The sequence below is a fragment of the Candidatus Methanarcanum hacksteinii genome, assembly GCF_964305265.1.
GTDB lineage: Archaea > Thermoplasmatota > Thermoplasmata > Methanomassiliicoccales > Methanomethylophilaceae > Methanarcanum > Methanarcanum hacksteinii.
In genome coordinates this window covers 166,279-187,144 of the sequence record NZ_CAYATA010000001.1, presented here as the reverse complement: position 1 = coordinate 187,144, position 20,866 = coordinate 166,279, and the positions used below count along the sequence as shown (strand labels likewise).

Annotated in this window: 19 protein-coding genes and 2 tRNA genes; 5 read left to right on the top strand and 16 right to left on the bottom strand. The window is 47.3% G+C overall.

The window, feature by feature from the left end; genetic code table 11:
- Nucleotides 1-146: 146 nt before the first annotated feature.
- From ACI2NF_RS00795 to ACI2NF_RS00775, 5 genes are all read right to left on the bottom strand, one after another.
- Nucleotides 147-269 (bottom strand): hypothetical protein, encoded by a 123-nt coding sequence (locus tag ACI2NF_RS00795; RefSeq protein WP_400195663.1) that lies wholly within the window; start codon nucleotides 267-269, stop codon nucleotides 147-149.
- A gap of 267 nt (nucleotides 270-536) precedes the next feature.
- Nucleotides 537-1,571, bottom strand: a complete 1,035-nt coding sequence (locus ACI2NF_RS00790) for an ATP-binding protein (protein ID WP_400195662.1) — start codon at nucleotides 1,569-1,571, stop codon at nucleotides 537-539.
- The gene (locus ACI2NF_RS00785; protein WP_400210946.1) at nucleotides 1,510-1,800 is read right to left on the bottom strand and encodes a hypothetical protein; all 291 of its coding nucleotides are present in this window, start codon (nucleotides 1,798-1,800) and stop codon (nucleotides 1,510-1,512) included. Before ACI2NF_RS00785 ends, ACI2NF_RS00790 begins: the two co-directional genes overlap by 62 nt.
- A 53-nt stretch (nucleotides 1,801-1,853) precedes the next feature.
- Entirely contained in the window at nucleotides 1,854-2,039 is a 186-nt protein-coding gene (locus ACI2NF_RS00780) for a hypothetical protein (RefSeq protein ID WP_400152053.1), read from the bottom strand.
- Between the two features lie 103 nt (nucleotides 2,040-2,142).
- Nucleotides 2,143-2,355 carry a hypothetical protein gene (locus ACI2NF_RS00775; protein ID WP_400149187.1) on the bottom strand — a complete coding sequence of 71 codons (213 nt, stop codon included), beginning with the start codon at nucleotides 2,353-2,355 and terminating at the stop codon, nucleotides 2,143-2,145.
- Nucleotides 2,356-2,513: 158 nt separating this feature from the next.
- On the opposite strand from ACI2NF_RS00775, the gene ACI2NF_RS00770 reads away from it, so the two are divergent.
- On the top strand, nucleotides 2,514-2,759 hold the full coding sequence (locus ACI2NF_RS00770) for a hypothetical protein (RefSeq protein ID WP_400148037.1): 246 nt from the start codon (nucleotides 2,514-2,516) through the stop codon (nucleotides 2,757-2,759).
- Here ACI2NF_RS00770 and ACI2NF_RS00765 read toward each other — a convergent pair.
- The 10 genes from ACI2NF_RS00765 to ACI2NF_RS00720 all read right to left on the bottom strand — a co-directional run bounded on the left by ACI2NF_RS00765 (nucleotide 2,719) and on the right by ACI2NF_RS00720 (nucleotide 17,018).
- Nucleotides 2,719-4,857, bottom strand: coding sequence for a DEAD/DEAH box helicase (locus tag ACI2NF_RS00765; RefSeq protein ID WP_400195659.1), 2,139 nt, complete (start codon nucleotides 4,855-4,857; stop codon nucleotides 2,719-2,721). The two genes, ACI2NF_RS00770 and ACI2NF_RS00765, sit on opposite strands and share 41 nt — an antisense overlap.
- Entirely contained in the window at nucleotides 4,854-6,137 is a 1,284-nt protein-coding gene (locus ACI2NF_RS00760) for an ATP-binding protein (RefSeq protein ID WP_400148040.1), read from the bottom strand. Before ACI2NF_RS00760 ends, ACI2NF_RS00765 begins: the two co-directional genes overlap by 4 nt.
- Nucleotides 6,134-8,293, bottom strand: coding sequence for a hypothetical protein (locus ACI2NF_RS00755; RefSeq protein WP_400210945.1), 2,160 nt, complete (start codon nucleotides 8,291-8,293; stop codon nucleotides 6,134-6,136). Before ACI2NF_RS00755 ends, ACI2NF_RS00760 begins: the two co-directional genes overlap by 4 nt.
- A 17-nt stretch (nucleotides 8,294-8,310) precedes the next feature.
- Complete coding sequence (locus ACI2NF_RS00750) at nucleotides 8,311-9,015, bottom strand: hypothetical protein (RefSeq protein ID WP_400148044.1); 705 nt, start codon at nucleotides 9,013-9,015, stop codon at nucleotides 8,311-8,313.
- A 41-nt stretch (nucleotides 9,016-9,056) separates the two neighbouring features.
- Nucleotides 9,057-9,932 carry a cation diffusion facilitator family transporter gene (locus tag ACI2NF_RS00745; protein ID WP_400210944.1) on the bottom strand — a complete coding sequence of 292 codons (876 nt, stop codon included), beginning with the start codon at nucleotides 9,930-9,932 and terminating at the stop codon, nucleotides 9,057-9,059.
- A 90-nt stretch (nucleotides 9,933-10,022) separates the two neighbouring features.
- Nucleotides 10,023-11,399: an MATE family efflux transporter gene (locus tag ACI2NF_RS00740; RefSeq protein WP_400149527.1), complete on the bottom strand. Its 1,377-nt coding sequence runs from the start codon at nucleotides 11,397-11,399 to the stop codon at nucleotides 10,023-10,025.
- Between the two features lie 125 nt (nucleotides 11,400-11,524).
- The gene (locus ACI2NF_RS00735) at nucleotides 11,525-12,934 is read right to left on the bottom strand and encodes an NCS2 family permease (protein WP_400149525.1); all 1,410 of its coding nucleotides are present in this window, start codon (nucleotides 12,932-12,934) and stop codon (nucleotides 11,525-11,527) included.
- Between the two features lie 114 nt (nucleotides 12,935-13,048).
- Complete coding sequence (locus ACI2NF_RS00730) at nucleotides 13,049-14,851, bottom strand: ABC transporter ATP-binding protein (protein ID WP_400149523.1); 1,803 nt, start codon at nucleotides 14,849-14,851, stop codon at nucleotides 13,049-13,051.
- Entirely contained in the window at nucleotides 14,848-16,590 is a 1,743-nt protein-coding gene (locus ACI2NF_RS00725) for an ABC transporter ATP-binding protein (protein ID WP_400210943.1), read from the bottom strand. The genes ACI2NF_RS00730 and ACI2NF_RS00725 overlap by 4 nt, the downstream gene beginning before the upstream one ends.
- The gene (locus tag ACI2NF_RS00720) at nucleotides 16,587-17,018 is read right to left on the bottom strand and encodes a MarR family winged helix-turn-helix transcriptional regulator (RefSeq protein ID WP_400148055.1); all 432 of its coding nucleotides are present in this window, start codon (nucleotides 17,016-17,018) and stop codon (nucleotides 16,587-16,589) included. Before ACI2NF_RS00720 ends, ACI2NF_RS00725 begins: the two co-directional genes overlap by 4 nt.
- A gap of 126 nt (nucleotides 17,019-17,144) precedes the next feature.
- Here ACI2NF_RS00720 and ACI2NF_RS00715 point away from each other — a divergent pair, with 126 nt between their 5' ends.
- The 4 genes from ACI2NF_RS00715 to ACI2NF_RS00700 all read left to right on the top strand — a co-directional run bounded on the left by ACI2NF_RS00715 (nucleotide 17,145) and on the right by ACI2NF_RS00700 (nucleotide 19,298).
- Nucleotides 17,145-18,047, top strand: a complete 903-nt coding sequence (locus ACI2NF_RS00715) for an amidohydrolase family protein (RefSeq protein WP_400153212.1) — start codon at nucleotides 17,145-17,147, stop codon at nucleotides 18,045-18,047.
- 32 nt (nucleotides 18,048-18,079) lie between these two features.
- A complete protein-coding gene (locus ACI2NF_RS00710) occupies nucleotides 18,080-18,709 on the top strand; it encodes a hypothetical protein (RefSeq protein WP_177971554.1) in 630 nt (209 codons plus the stop codon).
- A gap of 176 nt (nucleotides 18,710-18,885) precedes the next feature.
- Nucleotides 18,886-18,963 (top strand) — tRNA-Arg (locus ACI2NF_RS00705).
- A gap of 163 nt (nucleotides 18,964-19,126) precedes the next feature.
- Nucleotides 19,127-19,298 (top strand) — tRNA-Trp (locus ACI2NF_RS00700).
- A gap of 198 nt (nucleotides 19,299-19,496) precedes the next feature.
- Here the strand turns inward: ACI2NF_RS00700 and ACI2NF_RS00695 are convergent.
- On the bottom strand, nucleotides 19,497-20,861 hold the full coding sequence (locus ACI2NF_RS00695; protein WP_177971406.1) for a PFL family protein: 1,365 nt from the start codon (nucleotides 20,859-20,861) through the stop codon (nucleotides 19,497-19,499).
- Between the last annotated feature and the right edge of the window lie 5 nt (nucleotides 20,862-20,866).

Here is a 20,866-nt window from a genome sequence, read left to right as displayed (position 1 = left end):
TAGGGTTATACTTATGAATAACCCGATTATCGCACCCATGCGACAAGAGAATCGACAATGGTTGCAGCAATATTTACAGAAAGGGCATGATCAGGGCATAATAGGAACATAAACATGGCCGGTTATGCTATTAGATTGCGATGGCATCAGCTAACTGATGCTTCTCCGAATGCTGCTGCCTGTCTTCTGAGGAAGAACTCATCGGGTTCCTCGAACGGTCCGGACATTATCAGATCATCGTTCTGCGGAAGGATCTCCAGAATCGACACTGCGAACGATACGACGGATAAGAAGAGGACTGTGGATGGCAGAATGGAACTTCATCCTGGATTTGACAGGATCTCGGAGTGGCTGTACAAGCACGGCCTGGAGGCCTGAAACGTTTTGGGGGCCGGAAAGCCCCTCACATGGATAGAAAGACAGAGGAATCTGGCCGATTCGACCCCAAACCTGAGAACATTTATTTGCCAATTTATTTGCCAAAAATTGGCTTTTAAATTGGCAAATAAACTTCGCCAGATCAGTCGTTTCGACAGTCAGATGTTGACGACCCATCTGCCGGCCTTCTTGCTACCCTCTCTCAAAATTATATTCTTCTTACGCAGCTTTTCGATGCGATATCTGACGATTCTGATCGAAAGGTCCGATTCGGACGAGATTTCCGTAATAGAAACGGAAGGATTGGCCGTCATTATAGATAATATCGTATGATCGATCTGATCGAGAATCAATCCGATATTTTCGGGATCGATGTTGCGATACGTTTTGGGATGGAGCGTCACGAGCAACCCGTTCGACATGTATGAGAACTCCGGCTCCGGGTTGCCGTTCTCCTTGCACGCGGACAGGACCTTCTTGATCCCTTGGCCCCATCCTTCGATGTATTTCATGGCATAGAACGCCTCGGCCAGTCTCTTGTTGCGTTTGACCGATGGATGGGATCCCCTGAGGTTCTCCAGAGTAACCCCTTCCGGAAGGAGGCCTGAGGAATACACCATGAGCTTGTCTTCGTAGACGTATATAGCAACCTCCTGCCGCATGCTGTAATCATTATGGACTATGGCGTTCACAACAAGTTCTCTGATGGCATCTATAGGATAGAGATAATCCAACTCCCTGGATGCGGTACCCGTATCGTATCTGTAGGTGGGCTGGATGTATTCGTCGTTGAGGACGCGCATGCATTCATCCGGCAACAGAACAAGGGGGATGCGATCCAGCATATCCTCCCTCATGAGGCAATCATTGCTGTCGAAGAGGCCTATCTTCAGGAATGCACCGTATTCGTATTTGTCCGGATTCTCGGTGAAGAGCAGAGCCGCTGTGAGCGACAGTTCATCATCGCGGAAAAGGCCCATGGTCCTCAGGGCGAGCATCATGTCATCCTCCGGAACATCATCGGGTATGCGCTTCGCCTCTTTCCCTTTCTTCATGAAGAATCTGAATGCATCCTCGGAGATGTCTTCGAGATCGACTTTGCAAGGCTGGTCCAACCACTGGATCCCTATCTCATCCAGGAGAATCCTCTTGAGGGGGGATGCCATCCAATTGCTGAGTGGTGTTGCCGACACGGAAGTAGAACCTTCCGTCATAATCCACGATCGTATCCCCTTTGGGAACGTCGATAATGATGCAATCCTTGCCATCGATATTCTCGGCACGGGTCTCGGAGATGAAATGGAATTTGTTGCGGATGGTATCCGATATGGTCTTGGTGCTCGCATGTCCCATCAATACCGACACCGATTCGATGTCAACGTCACTGTCCGGATATCTCTGTCCGAACGTCCTGCGGCACATGCGGAAATCGAATTTCACGTTTAGATCGTACAGTAGAGAGGACAGGTTGAAGATCACATACGGTTTTGACGTAACTTCTCCCCTAGCTGTTTTATGAGTTCAGGATCGTTGTTGACACCCTGGACAGGACCGGGGATATAGGGCCCGTGCTTCTCATAATCCTCGATGGCCTTCGCTACGTTGGCACCCGCTTCGGGGGTGTCTATGACCATTGTCTCGTAGAATGATTCGGTAGCCATCTTGATTTCAACCCTTACGTGATGCTACGTCCTGCTCTTATATCAATTGTCGTTCCATGGAACAGAGGCCCGAAAGTCTCACATAGCCTTGGACGATCCACAATCATCTGATATTTCGGGCATCTGAAGTAGATTTCAAAATTCTAGGAGACACGCCCATGATCTTGTCCATGATCTCGGGATCTCTAGTGATACCTTGAACCTTCTTAGGGATGTACGGGCCGTATTTCTCATAGTGCTCGATAGCCTTGGCTAGGTTAGCACCCGCCTCAGGCGTATCAATTACCATTGTCTCGTAGAATGATTCGGTAGCCATTTTAGCCCTCTGTCCTGTATACACTTCTGCTGTTATTTTGAATTGTCGCCTGTTTTCCATTCGAAACTTGTCAGCCGATCCTACTAAAGTCAATCAATTTGACTAGGGTACTAACTGTAGTTATCGTGTTGATATAATCAGATGTGGCATATTCATTCATGGCAATGACCATAGGAGAATTGAATGAGTATGAAACGGAGAACTGTCTGTTGTGTAACCTCAGGGATACTGCCATCGGTTACAAGGAATTGATCGGAGGGTCAAAGGCATTTGACAAGGTGATAAAGGTCATAGAGGATGTCATGGACAAGGAGTTGATGAAGGAATTCGACGGGAACAATCCATTGTTGGATTACGATCCATTCATATCAGATCCGCATCGATCTCGAATCTCGCATCAATGAAGCATTTCTCCTGGAGGTCCCTCGGGACCTCTTCATCGTATTTCCCGACTGTTATGTCATCAGAATCCGTTATGAGTCTCGACAGATCATTCGTGCGTTTTATGCGCCTTATGGACGACATCACCTGTTCTGGTGACGAATCTGTGATGACATCCAAAAGATATGGTTGGAAACACCAAACACGGTCGACTTCGAATGAATCCTCCAGGAATCTTCTGATCGTATCGAATTCTCTTGTCCCTGTCCATGGGTACATCCTCCATCCCTTATCGGCCTCAGAGAATGGCATTAACATTCCGGATGCGGATTCTCTTGCATCATTAAGACGATCATTGCCTCTCTCATCCAGGAAATCGTATGTTTCCGAACCAGACAATACTTTTCTGATCTCCTTCATTACCATGCGATCCGTGTCGATCGGCGAAGATTTCCATGATGACATGACATCCCCATCGGATTCCTTGACCTCTGCCGTATCCGTGTTCGGATCGAAGGATGTGATCTCCCATACGTGACCAGCCAACTGTATGCAGGCACCTATCTCCGGGATGTTTTGTATGGAACCGATGACCTTGCCTTGTGTCTTGATCTCTATCTCCTTCTCGGATGTGAAGACCGAACAGAAATCGCGCCCGAATATCTCTCTTTCCGATTCAGGCGTGATCAATAAGGTACCATCCTCCATCCTCTGTATGCGCCCTGTGGAGACCATATGTCTGAGCAACATCTTGTATTCGGATTCATCGATGGATCTGAAAGGGAACATCGATAGCACATCATCCTTCAATTTAGTGAAACGTACGCCTGTTCTGCGTTTCATGTATTCCATGGTCTGATGATACAACAATCCGTAGGGATATCTGTCCGGGGGCGATGGCTCTACCCATCCTTCTGAAATAAGATTACACATTGCGATGGCCTTTATCAGATTCATCGGCACGTATCCGAGCATATTCCATCTCTTGTCATCATCCTCATTGCAATAGAGTATCAACCTTTGAGGAGAATCACGTCTTCCGGACCTACCCATCCTCTGCATCAGACTGGAGCATGAATGTGGGGGTTCTAATTGTACGATGAGATCCAATGAACCCACATCCACACCCAATTCCAATGTGGATGTGGATACAACAGTAACAGTACGGGATGTGTCCTTGAGTGCATCCTCTGCCAACTTCCTGTATTCTTTGGAGAGGCTGCCGTGATGCACGTATACATCATTCACTCCATCGAGTGCATCCTTCATCCTCATCAGGGATGATGCGACGTTTTCTGCTGTGGATCTGCTGTTCGTGAATATTATGCAATTCTTCCTATCGGTATCCGCGAACAGTTGTCTGTAGAATCCTGTGAGTGCGATCTTTCTATCCTTTCCGCCATCACGCATATCGGCCGAAGGGATGTGATTGTAACGGATGGATATCTCAGCATCCTTCCTGTTGTTATCAACGATGGGGAACGTCTCGATCCCTGTGGACGCGGATATCCATTCGCATGTCCCTTGTACATCCGAGATCGTAGCTGATAGTCCGATACGTCTCGGTCTGCATCCGCACCTGCGCTCTATGGTCTCAAGACAGCATAGGAGTTGCAATCCTCTTCTCGAGCCGGAGAATGCGTGTACCTCATCTATCACGATGAAACGAAGATTACCGAAGATATCGGTCAATATGTCATCATGGTCGACTATCAGATTCTGCAGTGATTCAGGTGTGATCTGCAATATCCCTCTCGCATTCTTCAATGAATTGATCTTCTTGCTATGGCCCACATCTCCATGCCATTCTGCTACGGGTATCTCGGTCTCTCTGATGATCGGTTCGATCCTTTCGAATTGATCGTCTATCAATGCTTTCAATGGGCCGATGTACAATGCGCCGAATCCTGATCCTATGGGATCATCATACAACGATGTCAATATCGGGAATATCGCGGCTTCTGTTTTCCCTGATGATGTACCAGATGAGATCAATATATGGTCATTGTGATCGAAGAATCTGTCGAAGACTCTGACCTGCATCTCCCTGAATCCAGACCATCTGCTGTTCTGTATGAAGTTTTGGATGAACCATGGCATGCGTTCGACATGATCGCTCATATGTCCAAACCCTCGATGATGTCGTCCGCAGGATCTGCATCAGGCGTCACCTTCCTTCCATGGATCAGATTGTCGAAACGGAGTCCCGGGTTCTGATGCAAGGTATCTAGAAGACTTATGAGGTCCCTCGTGACCTCCCTCGGTGTCAGAAGGGAAGGTGATACGGAATTCGCTATCACCGATCTCAGATACGTCTCCATCTTCTGATCATCTATCTCTGATGTGTAATCATATCTCTGTTCATGTAATCCCTTAACGGTCCTGAGCAGTACGAACAATTCCTCATTGGTGAGCGGTCTGAGGTTTATGACAGGCCCGAGGTAGTTGTCATATCCGTTCTCATAGCGTCCTGTCGTCAATCTCGATCTCAATGCACCATAGCTGTACAGACCGCGGTTCTGATCCTCGATGAATTCTGGTGTACCGCACACATACATCGACAAATACGAGGATCTTCCTTGCATTATGTCATTGAATATCGTGAGAAGACGTTCGTAGTTGTTTTGACGTGATTGTTTGCTCTGAAGCTTGTATAGGACTATCCCTTCATCTATGAATACGACGAGTCCTTTGTAACCGACGGATCTGGAGAATCCTGCCCAGAGTTTGATCATATCATACCAATTCTCATCATTGATGAGGAGCGATATCTCGAGATCCCTCTTGACCTCATTCTTGCTGTCATACTCTCCTTTGAACCATCTGACTGATGGTATGTCGTCCTTCTCGGAGGCGTGATCGATGCAATACGAAGTGATCATCTTGATGAAATCGCGATAATGCTGCATCGCAGACATGCTCTCGGTCATCTTTGTGAGCTTTTTGAATACGGAATCCTGATCGATCTCCATATCTGATGCCTTGAGATCCTCGACGATTCCATCTGCCACGATCTCTAACATGGGTTCGAGTGCTCCGCCATCGGGCCTGGTCTTGACGGCCATGGTTTTGATTAGCTCCATATATGTGTTGAGTCCCTCTTTCTTCGATCCTGTCAATCTGCGGTTGATGGAAAGATCGGCATCCATGGTCACGAATCCTCTGTCGAGTGCGTAGTTCCTGACCATTTGGATCATGAAACTCTTACCATTGCCGAAACGACCGGATATGAATCTGAATGCACCACCGCCTTCGGCAGTATCCTCGAGATCGGATACGAACGTCTCCGTCTCCTTCTTCCTACCGACGGCGATGTATTCCAATCCTCTTCTAGGGACCACTCCTGATGATAATGCGTTCATCAGCACAGATAATGTCCTCTTCGGTACAGTCGTCGTCAAAGCAATCCCTTCAAATCATCTATGTAATCATCGACCAATATCCCGTTCTCTATCAATACGTCGCCGATGACGTCCATAGCAACGGAATTGATGACATCCTCGACCTTATTATCCTTTCTGATGGTCTTTCCTGATATCAAGTCCGATAGGTATTCTTTGCACCTATCATTGATTGATGATATGAACGCATCCCATCCGCTTCCTGAGGATACGGTTTCTTCGACCATGGTATCCTGTATATCATCTTCTGATACAGCCATCATCTCATATACCGAATGGAGATCATCCTCTGCTTTCATTATGGATTCCGAATCCAATTTGATATTGTCTGCCAATCTTCTTTGGATGATCGATTGTTCCTCGTCATTCAATCTTCTAACAACATCATCGACTATATCGATACAATCTATCCCGAACGCATGGATGTGTCTGCAGCTTTTGCTCTCATCCATGAATGCTCTCACACCTTTGACAAGATCGATGTATTCATCCAAGAAATCCTTTGAATCTGTATAATTGTGCACTACAACGATCCCTTGCTGTTGTTCATCCGATCCTATGAATCTTAGGTCCTCGTATCCTTTCACCTTTAGATGTTTGGTGCCTATGCGATACTTCTCTCTGATCCCGCCGATCCTTCTATCGATGGCGTACAATGACTGATTGATGACATCGCCATATCCTTCATAGTTATATGATTGCCTTACTCTCTCATCGAAATAACAGATGTCCATTATGCCATCGATAGATGGACCTCCTTTTCCGGTATCGAGGAGTTTGTCAAGACACACCAATGCGACGATCAGATTGTCGCCGGACAGTTCCACTAGGTCGAACGGCATCTTATTGATGAATGCATATTCACAATATGTCTTCTTAGCCAACCATGAATCGTACACGCAACAGATGTCGCCTATGTGCTGTAACACATAATCATCTTCCTCTCCGAGATTGATCAGTTCCGAAAGATACAACCAGATGTAGCCATCGTCACAATCCGTGTACTTGCGTTCCTCGGCCAATGTGCGCCAGAATAGATAATATTCAACCTGTTCCCGACTCATGGTGCTGTACGTTATCTGTCCTGAACTGTTGGACGGTATGTATCTGCGCCTCTCGTCGATGGTGACATTCCTGTACTTCAGGATGTCACTGCTGAACGCTCTCATGTTCTTGGAAGGCATGCCTCTTACGTATCTGTTCATATCGGGTTCCGGATGTAACACCTCAGGATGTTGCATATCTATCATCGGTATGTCATCCTCTGTTTCGATACGTATGCTGAATCCGGGTTCGTACTCGCGTTTAGGGAAATCAGGGATATCATTGGAGAATATGCGGTCGATGATCTTCCTCTCATCCTTGGTGAGTGTGCGCGGTATCGTCGCTCTCTTCTTCGTCCCTGATTGTTTCTCGAAGAGACTCACGACATATTTCGCAACATTCGAGAAGAGTTCATAGAAGATGGTGCTGTCATATGCGTGATAGGTCAGTATGTAATCGACATCGGTGCATTGTATGAGTTTGCTGAACGCTTTGTAACGTATCATCTTCTTCTGACCATATCTCTCAGCCATTCCCATCCCGGTGTTCAGGATCATGTTCTCATCCAAGGCATGGAGTGCTCTCGATATGATGAACGTCTCAGGTTCCCCTATCTCCAACATGTATCCGCTGAAATCCACCATCGAATGGATCTGTTCGGGGCTCATGATGTCGAAATTACCCCTTATGATCTCTCCGATTATCACGGATTGCTGTCTGCTGTTGTTGTATGTGTAGCATCCTCTGACATTTATGTCATGGATCATGCAATAATCGCATATTGTCGAATTAATGAGATGCATCTCCCGTGAGAGGGGGTAGCAACACTTCCTCATGAGTTTCATCTCTTCGAGGTTCTCCTTCGGGTCACCTCTGATGAGCATCTCGCTCAAGCGTAGCACGAAATAACCATAATCGCCTCTGATAGCTTTGCCTGATCTCAGTTGTGAACGCCAGTAGAAGTAGTATTTGCTTTGTGCTGGATTCAACGCAGAGTATCCGTTGACAGGGATCGGACAACCAACGAAGTTGCATGCTATACCGATCTCGTCCATGAACCGATCGACGGATTCATCGAATGGAGTAGGCGATATCAGAGTACTTTCGAACAACACACATCCTCATGATGCTATTGTGATAAAAGGATGTGGCTATGCCATATGCTTGCATTGAACATCAATATCAATGAATCTAAGAATGGCGGGAATCTCTCGGTGCCCTTAGTGTGTATCGTACCGTTCTCTGTCCTCACATAGAGGTCGAAGAAGATGGAATCGAATCCTTCCGCACTTGTGTAATCCTTCTCGAGTGAACCGTCATCACAAAGCTGTGAGATGAAATTGATGATCCTATCCGATCTGTCCTTCGATATCCCTGTGATGTGCGCACTATCCGGTGCTTTGTAGTTGCCGCATCCCTCGAACAATGTGCCGTGGATGCAATATCTCCTCTCTGAGATCTGATGGTCATCCGGATCGAGGATGTATTCGAACGTATCGTATCTTCCGCCGTCCTTGAGTCCCATCAGATTGAACCTGAGTTTCACAGAGATGATGTCATTTTTTGGATGTTTATAGCCCATATTCTTGAGGAAGGCGATCGCATCATACGTCCTGTCGTCGATGAGTCCGAATCCGAGATCAGTTTTCAGATCATCCATGCTCCTATCGAACACGTAGTCTCCATCGGACATCATACGCTCTAGAGTGGACCTGCGTTCATCGAAGGATATCGCAGCATCGATGTTGGAATCGTACGTCTCTTTGGAGATGATGCCTTTAGTTAACGCATCATCCAATTGTTCTTTGGTGTATCTGATCCTCTGTGATTTCATCGATATCGTTATCGTAGAACGATGATTAGAACATTATGCGCTTAGAACGGGTTCACATGTACCATGACATGTTTGACCTTGGAGAATTCCTTCTCGATCCTGTCATGGACCTCTTCTGCAATCCTATGTCCTTCCTCAACGGTGATCTTGCTGTCGACGCCTATCTCGACATCGACATAGACCCTATTGCCGAAGAGTCTCGTATGGATGGAGTCTATGCTTTTGACACCGTTTACCGAACATATCACGACTCTGAGAGAATTCTCGGTCTCATCATCGCATGATGTATCCAACATCTTCTTGTATGAATCGTTGAGGATGCCCCATGCGACCTTGAGGATGAATAATGATATGACTATGCTTGCGATGGGATCCGCGATAGGGAATCCGACCATCGCCAACGAGATACCGATCAATGCACCTATGGATGAGAGTGCATCGGACCTGTGATGCCATGCGTCAGCTCTGAATGCATCACTGTCAATCACCTTCGCATAATGCATCGTATACCAGAACATACCTTCCTTGACAGCGATGGATACTATGGCTGCGATAAGGGGCAACAATGTTGGTGTGCTATTGACATAACTCTTGTTCGTTATGGAAGTGATCGCAGAATACATTATTCCTACGGCAGTGATGATCAGAATGATCGACAATATCTGTGATGCTACGCATTCGATACGTTCGTGACCATACGGATGTTCGTGATCCATGCCTTTTCTGGAGATCTTCGCACCGACGAACGCGATCGCTGTTGCGAATACATCAGATAAGGAGTGCGCAGCATCGGAGATCATGGCTGCAGAATTGCCGATGATACCTGCAAGGAGTTTGAATATTGATAGGATGACGTTCCCGCCGATGCCTATGGTGGTCAGGCGTCCGATGATCCGTCCTTCGTCCTCGCAATTCATCGAATTCACAATTATCAAGCCAGTATTTAGGCTATTTTGTGGACATAGATGGAGACATATTATGCATATGGATGGATACAACCGCTGTTCTCATTGGGTGCTTTGAGGGATACTATCCGAACCGATCATCTTCTTGAGTCTCTTCTGTGTCAGCAGTGTGACGGAAAGGATGGTCGAAGCACCTATGGTGTGTCCGAGAACGAGTCCCCAGAAGATGCCATCCATGCCCATGAATGAAGCGAGTGCTATGTATGACGTTATCAACGCAAGATTCCTCCACACAGCACATAATACAGAATAATTGGGGCGACCCATGGCCTGTAGATATCCAGAACAGATCGGTGTGAATGCGAACAATGCAGAATACAGACACATGATCTGTAATGCATGGACCATCTTGGGCCTGAGCGCAGCCATCTCCTCAGAGTATGTGAATATGTATAATGCCTGTTCTGAGAACAGCTCCGTGATCAATGCAAGGCCGATGACAGCAGATATGGAGAGTATCAACGCATAGCGGAATGATGCTCTCATCCTACCGATGTCCTTCTGACCGAAAGCAGACGATGCTACCGGCACCAATGCGGAACCTATCGCCATGGCGGGGATGACGATCAGATCGATCAGATTATCAGGGGTGGAATAGACCGTCAATCCTTCGGAGCCGCCTGTATTGATGACAATGACATTCAATACGGCATTCATAGCGTACATGACAGCATACTCTATCATCTGAGGTATCGCCGCAACGGATACCATCCTCATCTGTTCCTTCTCATATCTCATGTGTTTGCGGTCCATCGTAAGATATGTTCTTCTGCTCATGATGAAGTATGCTCCGACAAGGAGAGAGAACACTGTTGCGATGACAGTAGCTATGGCGGCACCGCGTACGCCCATATCAAGTCCGTAGATGAAGACGGGGTCGAGGACTATGTTCGATACGGCCATCACGATCATCATGATGGTGGAGAGCGATGTCGCACCCTGTCCATTGAGAATGCCGCCGATCGCACCATTCATCAGGATGATGATAGCACAGATGCTGTAGACCGTGAGATACGAGTTCGCCATATCCATGACGTCTCCTGCACCCAATATGGTGAGTATGCCCTTCTGTGAGATCAACAATAGTGGAGTGAGGATTATGACGAATATCAATCCGAACAATAGTGCCTGTGAGGCTGCATTGCATGCTTTGTCCTTATCCTCTGCACCGATCATCCTCGATACTATGGCGGATGCACCTATTCCGAGTCCGCTTCCAAGACCTACGATCGTCATGTAGATCGGGATGACCACAGCTATCGCGGCCATAGCATCCACGCCGAGCCCTGAGCACCATGCACGGTCAGCGATAACGTTAGCTTGCGATACCAATAACGACAATATCAAAGGTAGGGCCAACTTGTGTATGGCTACCTTGGGATTGCCTAGAAGTATCGAAACGTTCTCCTCTGCGGTCATGCGCATCGACCATATTCCCCTTGATTATTAACCTTTTGAAAGGTGATTGAACATCTCTTTTGGAGATATCGTTCTGAGAAGAATGAATATAAGTTTATCCCGGGGCGTTAGCCCCGGTAAGATGTTCAGCTGAAGATGATTCCGTTCTTGATCATCTCATTAAGCACGGAGTAAACAAAGAAGATCACTGCGAGTGCCCAAACGATGAGTGAGATCTCGTTGGATTTCTTTGTTACGATCTTTCCGATCACGAATGCGAAGATACCGAAGGCGATACCGTCTGTGATCGAACCGGACAATCCCATCATGAAGATCGTCATGAATGCCATTGCGCAGACGACGGGGTCGTCCCACTCGATGTCCTTGACGCTCTTGATCATCATGATACCGACGATGACGAGTGCACCGACCGTACATGCTGATGTGAATGTTCCGAAGAATCCTGAGAAGAACAATGCGACGATGAAGAGGACACCGACGACGATCGGCATGAGTCCTGTCCTTGCGCCTACACTGATTCCTGTTGTGGACTCGATGAATGATGTTGTCGTGGATGTACCGCAGACTGCTCCTGCGATCGTTGCGACAGCATCACATGTGAGTGCTTTGCTTCCGTCCTTGAGGTGACCTTCCTCATCGATCATGCCTGCTGCACCGCCGACACCGATGAGTGTTCCGGCTGTGTCGAACATATCGACGACGAACAATGAGACCGTAGCTGCGATGAATGCAGGCCACATGTCTGCTGCGAACATCTCGAAGTTGCTGAACACTGCACCGAAGAGTCCGAAGTCAGGCGTCGATACGAAATTATCAGGTGACCATCCAGGGATAAGGAATATTCCAGAGCTGACGAGGTCCGATGTAACGCCAGACTGACCCATGATCACACCAACGACCCATGTCACGATAAGTCCGACGATGACGGCGTACCATTTCTTCATGAACCAAAGGATGAGTGTGACTACAAGACAGAACAATGACAGGAGGACTCCTGGATCTCCGAGTTTGCCTATAGCCAATGCGCTACCAGTGCCGTGTGTTATGATACCTGCGTTGAAGAGTCCGACAAGTGCGATGAAGAATCCGATACCTGCCGAGATGGCGAGTTTCATGGAACCGGGGATCTCATCGAGGATCCTCTCCCTCCATCCGGATACGGTAAGGATAAGGAACAGGATACCTGACACGAATACGACAAGAAGACCCTGTTCGAATGTGAATCCCATCGTGAGACAGATGGTGTATGACAAGAATGCATTCACACCCATTCCAGGTGCAAGTGCGACTGGGAATCTAGAGTAGAGACCCATCAGGATACAAGCTATGATCGCTGCCATGGCGGTAGCGGTGAACAACTCTGCGGTCGTGTAGCCTGCTAGCCCTGCAGGAGTACCGAGGATGTTCGGGTTCACGATCAAGATGTAGACCATGGAAAGGAATGTGATGAGTCCTCCCCTTAGTTCAGTCCCGATCGTAGAGCCTCTTTCGGTGATTCTAAAATAAGAATCGATTGAAGCTTTGAAATCGCTCATGGATTTTTGTATTTGTTCGTTGAATATAAGGGTAATGATTTAATACTGTGAAAAAAGGACCATGAAACAGTTTTCCATCCCCTTTTCGAGGGAGGGTATTTGTCTTTCGAACATTCATTCTTCGGTCTCTTCGAATTGGCTGTTGTACAGCTTTTCGTAGAATCCGCCCTTTGCAAGGAGCTCCTCATGTGTTCCCTGTTCGATGATCGAACCTTCATTCATCACAAGGATGAGATCGGAGTTCTTGATGGTGGAGAGGCGATGTGCTATGACGAACGATGTCCTGTTCTGCGAGAGACGGTCCATAGCCTCCTGTATCGTTCTCTCCGTCCTCGTATCCACGGAACTCGTAGCCTCATCCAATATGAGGAGAGGAGATTTATCTATCATCGCACGAGCGATGGTGAGCTGTTGTCTCTGACCGGCAGAGAGTGTCGCCGTACTGCCGAGGACGGTATCGTAACCGTTGGGAAGCGTGGTGATGAAGTGGTGTATCCCTACTGCTTTACATGCTTCGACGACATCCTCATCACTTATGTTCTCTCTGCAGTAGACGATGTTCTCCTTTATCGTCCCTTCGAAGAGCCAGGTATCTTGAAGTACCATGCAGAATTGTCTGTGTACATCTTTTCTGGGGATCTTTTTGATGGATACTCCGTCGAGAAGGATGTCTCCACTGTTAATGTCGTAGAACTTCATCAGCAGATTGACCATGGTGGTCTTACCTGCACCTGTCGGCCCTACGATGGCGATCTTCTGTCCAGGTTCTACGGATGCTGAGAATCCATGGATGGTCTCCTCTCCTTCGACATATCCGAAGTGTACATCCTTGAATTCCACCTTCCCCTTTGCTGATATGTGTTCGGTGAGTGAGGATTCATCAGCGAGTTCCTCGGTCTCAAGGAATTCGAACACACGTTCGGAACCTGCGGCGACGGACTGCATGTTCGTGAATGCTTGTGACATCTGCGCCAATGGTTGGGTGAATAGTCTGATGTAGATCATGAATGCAACTATCGTACCTATGTCCGTCCTTCCATCTATGACAAGAATTGCGCCTACTACACACACTGCGACATATCCGAAGTTACCAACGAAATTCATCAGAGGCATCATGAGTCCGCTGAGGAATTGTGAGAAGAACGCACTCTTGGCAAGACTTCCGTTGATCTCCTCGAACTTCTCCGTGGCCTGTTCCTCTCCATTGTATGCTTTGACGATATTGTGGGCACCATATGTCTCTGCGATATGTCCGTTCATCTGACCAAGGTCGTTCTGTTGTTTGTTGAAATATTTCTGCGACCTTGTCATTATGATTATCATCAATCCGATGCCTGCCAACGAGGAGACTACCGCAGTGATCATCATGAGCACATTGGTGATTGTCATCATCACGATCGAACCGATGAAGAGCGTGATCGATGACACCAACATGCCGATGGCTTGATTCATGGATTGCCCCATGGTGTCCGCATCGTTGGTGACACGGCTCATTATGTCTCCAGTCGATGTCTTATCAAAGAAACTCAGTGGTATGCGATTGATCTTCCTGGAGATGTCCTTACGGAGATTGCCCGCAGTCCTTTGTGTGACGGTCGCAAGGATGATGCCCTGTGCAAGCATCAATACTGCACTTATGGCGTAGATGATCAGCATGATGATGCCGTATCTTCCCACCTCATCCAATGGGATCCCTGTCATCATGTTGTCCGTGATGAGGTTGGTCATGTCCTTGAGGACATTAGGTCCGATCAACGAGAGAATCGTACCGATCATGGACAACATCACTGCCAAGATGATGTATTTGCGATACCTCCCCATGTAATTGAAGAGTTTCTTCCAAGATTGGACCAGATCCTTAGGTTTCTCCCTACTGCCTCTGTTAATCCCTTTCCTGTGCCCGAATGGAGGACTCATCTCAATTCCTCCTCTGATAATTGTGAATAGGCTATCTCGCGATACACATCGCATGAATCCATGAGTTCATCATGCGTACCTTTGCCCACGATCCTCCCTTCATCAAGAACGATTATGTGATCGGCATCCATGATCGTACCGATCCTTTGTGCTACGATGAGTGTCGTGGCGCCAGACGTCTCTTTTTTCAGTGCATCACGGAGTTCACGGTCCGTCCTGTAATCCAACGCGGAGAATGAATCATCGAAGATGTAGATCTCTGGATCCCTACATATCGCACGAGCGATGGCGATACGTTGTTTCTGACCTCCCGAGAGGTTGGTACCGCCCTCGGATATCATCCTTTGATATCCGTCCTCATTCTTCTCTACGAAATCGGTCCCCTGTGCGATGGAGATGGCCCTTTTCACATCATCCTCTGTGCGTTCATCGCTTGTATCCCCATATCTGACGTTGTCGGATATGGTCTGATTGAACATCACCGCTTTCTGAGGCACATACCCGATCCTCTTACGAAGATCCGTGAGTCTGTAATCCTTGACATCCATCCCGTCGACGAGTACCTCGCCTTCACTTACATCATAGAAACGAGGGATGAGATTGATCAATGTCGTCTTCCCACTCCCTGTAGCACCGATGAAAGCTACGGTCTCTCCTTTCTTCGCATCGAATGATATATCTTTCAAGATATAGTCCGCAGAACCAGGATATTTGAAGGAAACGTCCTTGAATGACACCGAACCTTTCTCATCGGATGTGTTCGTTGAGTTCCCATCGACGATGGATGGTTCGGTATCGATGACCTCCTGTATCCTTTTCGCTGCAACGGATGCACGTGGGATTATCATGAGGATCATCACAAGCATCAGGAATGCCATTATCACTTGTACGGCATATGATGAGAATACGATCATATTGGAGAATTCTGTGAGTTTCTCCATGCCTGAGGATCTTTCTATGATGTATGCGCCGACCCAATAGATCGCCAAAGAGAGAAAACTCATGACAGTACTCATCAACGGGGACATTATCGCTAATGAGCGTGTGATGGAGACGTATGTGTCCGTCGTATCGTCATTGGCGACATCGAACCTCTTCTCTTGATAGTCCTCCGCATTGTACGCACGGATGACACGGAGGCCGTTGAGATTCTCCTTCGTGAGGCGATTGAGATCATCATTGAGCCATTGTATCCTCTTGAATTTGGGGATGACGTACAGCATTATGCATCCGATGCAAGCTATCAATGTGAATACAGAGATCGCTGTTATGATGCTCCATTCCATATTCTTGCCAACGATCTTCGTTATGGCCCATATCGCGAGTATCGGTGCTTTTACGGTCACTTGCAGACCCATGGCAACAGCTATTTGGATCTGTGTGACATCATTCGTGGAACGGGTGATCAATGACGATATCGAGAATCTGTTGATCTCTTCAAGTGAGAATTTCTCAACGTTATCGAATTGTTTCTTGCGAAGTGTCGCTGACAATCTCGCAGCGATGTATGCTGCTATGAATCCGCATATGATGGATGCGAATAATGAACCGAACGCACACGCGAGCATTTTGATCCCATCGGACATGACGGAATCCACCGAACCACCGGTCGTGATGGTGTTCGTTATACTCGACATATATCCTGGAATCTCAAGATCGAGGTACACCTGCGCACATACGAAAGCGATGACGAATACCATCAACCCCCAATCCTTCTTCGTGAGGTATTTGAGGATCATCTGTGCGCCTCTATATCGGATTTGAGTTTCTCATTTATCTTCATGTGAATGCGGGTCAACGTCTCCATCTCATCATCGGTGAGTTCGCTGAGCAATTCATCCCAGGCGTCATTGACGATCTTTTCGATCTTACTCACAGCATCATTTCCCTTATCTGTGAGATATAAGCGATACTCACGGGATTCGTTGTTCATGTTGATCACGAATCCATTGTCTATGAGCGATTTGATTACGCGTGTCGTAAGTGACTTGTCCACATACATCTCATTCGATAGTTCTTTCAGAGACAGCCCCTCGTTATCATATATGGTCTTCAGAAATTGTCCATGGGTACGTTTCAAACCCATCGATTCTGACGTTTGTGAGACACGTTTCTCAATGTAGTTCTTGATTGCCCGTGGATTGATGTCCACTTCACATCTGTTCATTATAGTTGACATATCAACCTAAAATATATAGTTGACCTGTCAACTGAATATTTCAAGCATCATCCTTCCATGATCTGGCCCAGTCTAGAGTAAATTACTTTATCCAACCATCATGTTATCTGGTGTATGCTGATAGATGCTCATCTACACATGTGGGAAAGGCGCTGTCTGCCGGATGAGGCGGTAAGGAGATATCTGGGCCCAATATCGAAGCTGAAGGAATTCGGTCTCGATGGAATCCTGGATCTTAAATTGGATGAGGATTACCCATTCCCCGATTATGATGTGAAGATGAATGAACCCATCAGTATGATGGATGCGAACGATGTGGATTATGCCGTTGTACTCGCTACTGATTTCGGCCTCATCAATGAAGGCCGCATGAGCAACTACGAGTACATGGATTGGTTGTTCCAACGTTGTTCCATCGATGATCGTTTCATACCCTTCATAGGAATCGATCCGAATAGGAAGGATGCCATCGAGATGTTGGACAATATGGTATCCAAATACGATCCCAAGGGTCTGAAGGTCTATCCTGCGACAGGATTCTATCCTGATGACGATAAGTATGAAGGATTCTGGAAGAGAGTAGAGGAATATGGCCTCATAGTTACGACACACGCAGGCATGGCATTACCCCCATTGGATGAGAAGTATTGTCATCCGAGATATTTCGATAAGGTCGCTGAGAGACATCCTGAGATGAAGATAATAATAGCACATCTTGGCGGCAAGTTCCATGACGAGATCTTCCCCCTTATGGATGCACATGAGAATGTGTACACGGATTGTTCCGCATTGCAAGGATGGGTCGCCGACGATATCAGCATGATCGGTAAGAGATTGGATACAGTGACATCGAGGTATCCGAAAAGAGTGGTCTTCGGTACTGATTTTCCATTATATGAGGAACATACAAACATGTACCGTTTCTTGGACATCATAAGAAGTGGGAAATGGGGAGATGATACCATCAAGGCCGATCTCCTTGGCAACAACATGGCACGTCTTCTTGGTGTCCTCTAATTAATAAATATCAATAATGTCTTCGGACAAGCATGTCAGAAGGTGAAACCTCATCAGGTGTCGATTGGGCATCCTTGAGTGAGACTCTTAACAGCTATCATGTGCCCGAGATGGCCTTGGTGTTGGCAGGCATATTGGCTATCGTCATAGCATACCTGTACATCAAGGACAAGGATGGTGCCAATTACAAGATAGCTATGCTTTTGGGGATGTTGGTAGGTGCTGTCACGGCAGTCCTATGTGCGACATCATATCTCAAAGGGAATATGGGAACTTTGATCATAGTGACGATAGCTTGTTTCGCGTTGGTGTCAAGACCATTCCGTGATGTCAAGTTCGCTGTGATCTTCGCGTTGTTCGCAATGATAATCGTCTATATCTTCCTCGGGGAATTGGATGGTAATCTCGAAGTATTGGCATCAGGTTGGCCAAGATTCGTGGTGTCATTCATCGCTGGTGCGATCGTCTACATGATGCTCATGTTCCTGCAGGATCTGACTCTCATGTTCGCGAAGATATTCAACACATGGCCGATCCTCATGGTGTTGGGCGTTATCTGTATCGCCGAGGGAATTTCCATCTACACGGGACATGGTTCCGTGTACGATATGATCAAAGCATATCTGGATTCTAACAAGGAAATTATCCTTGCGATCCTTTGAATCGGGTGAGCGGATGGCATCCGCCATCCCTCACCCATCATAATTCTAGTTCATTTCCAACGTTAATTCAGGGACCAATCCCCTTTTTATACAGCTATTATATTGTCGGGAACCAAGAACGGATGATTGGTATCCGGCATTACCTTTAAATCATATAAGGTTATGAAGTGCCAAGCGGGCCGGTGGCTTAGCTAGGATATAGCGCTGGCCTTCTAAGCCAGACGCCTCGGGTTCGAATCCCGACCGGCCCGCCAATGCATTCGCATTCAAAAAAGAGGAGACATCATGAAGAGAGGCTCACGCGCCTGGAAGAAACGCGGTAACCAGCGTTGGAAATGGCGCAAGAAGAAGATGAGAAGAAGAAAGAAAGCACAGAAGATGCGCAAACAGTAAGTCTGATCCACATTAGGTTTACAAGGGGGTTTAGGCTAACCTGGTAGACTAGCGGGCTCCAGTTATAGAGCGTGATTAGAAATGGGTTTGCTGACAGTTGTGATGAATAACTGGAGCGATGACTCATAATTTCGCTGGGGGTAGCTCCCCCAGTGGTGGAAACCCGCCTATAGGGGTTCAAATCCCCTAGCCCCCACTCAGCGCATCGCTGGCTTCCTTGCCCATTCCAATATGAATGGGTTAAAACTTCTTCTTAATCTTTCTATGATCATCTTGATTTGATTCAACAATCCATTCTGTTAGATGAGATTGTCATTACAGATAATTGAATATCGTTAGGGATTCGATAATTGAGAAAAAAGGAACAGGGTGCGATATGCACCCTTTCGATCCATCAGTTCTTGAAACTGTGTATCGGTGCGGGGATCCTTCCGCCACGATTCACGAATTCGTCACATTTGAATTCATTGACCTTCATGATCGGGGCTGTACCCAATAATCCGCCGAATTCAGCGGATTCTCCGACATCCTTGCCGATGACAGGGATGATCCTGACGGCTGTTGTCTTCTGATTCACCATGCCTATGGCCATCTCATCGGATATTATGCCCGAGATCGTCTCTGGAGATGTCTTACCAGGTATGGCGATCATATCCAATCCGACCGAGCAGACGCATGTCATAGCTTCCAGTTTCTCCAAAGAGAGCGACCCTATGCTGGCAGCCTCGATCATGCTAGCATCCTCACTCACAGGGATGAATGCGCCTGACAATCCTCCAACATATGATGAAGCCATCACACCACCCTTCTTCACTTGATCATTGAGGATGGCGAGTGCAGCTGTGGTACCGGGGGCACCAACCCTCTCCAACCCCATTCCTTGAAGGATATCTGCTATACTATCTCCAATCGCAGGTGTGGGGGCCAATGAGAGGTCGAGGATACCGAACGGTACGTTCAATCTCTTGGATGCTTCCTTTCCGACAAGCTGTCCGACCCTTGTGACCTTGAATGCGGTCTTCTTGATTGTCTCGCACAATTCTTCGAAATTGGATCCTTTGCAGTTCTCGATCGCTGTTTTCACGACGCCCGGTCCGCTGACACCGACGTTGATGACGGCATCGCCTTCGGTGACACCGTGGAACGCACCTGCCATGAACGGATTATCATCTGGTGGGTTACAGAATACGACGAGCTTAGCACATCCGATGGAATCATTGTCTTTCGTGGCCTCTGCAGTCTTCTTGACGATGTCTCCCATCATCCTGACCGCATCCATGTTGATACCTATCTTGGTGGAACCGAGTCCGATGGAGCTGCAGACATTGTTCGTGGTCGCCAATGCTTTCGGGATGGATTCCATGAGTATCCTGTCCGCTTTGGTCATGTTCTTTATCGGGAGAGCGGAGAATCCTCCGATGAAGTTGATTCCGATCTTCGTTGCCGCCTTATCCAACGTCCTTGCGATGGATACGAAATCATCTGGTGTGTCGCAGGCTGCACCGCCTATCAGTGATATCGGGGTGACGGACACCCTCTTGTTCACTATCGGTATGCCGTATTCGAGACCGATCTCATCGCCGACGGATACGAGATTCTTCGCAAGGGTCGTGATCTTGGCGTAGACCTTCTCACACAGGCTGTCGATATCAGGATCGATACAATCCATGAGGTTGATGCCCATGGTGATCGTTCTGACATCGAGGTTCTCCTGCGAGATCATCTTGTTGGTCTCGAGGACCTCGTTTATGTTAATCACAGACA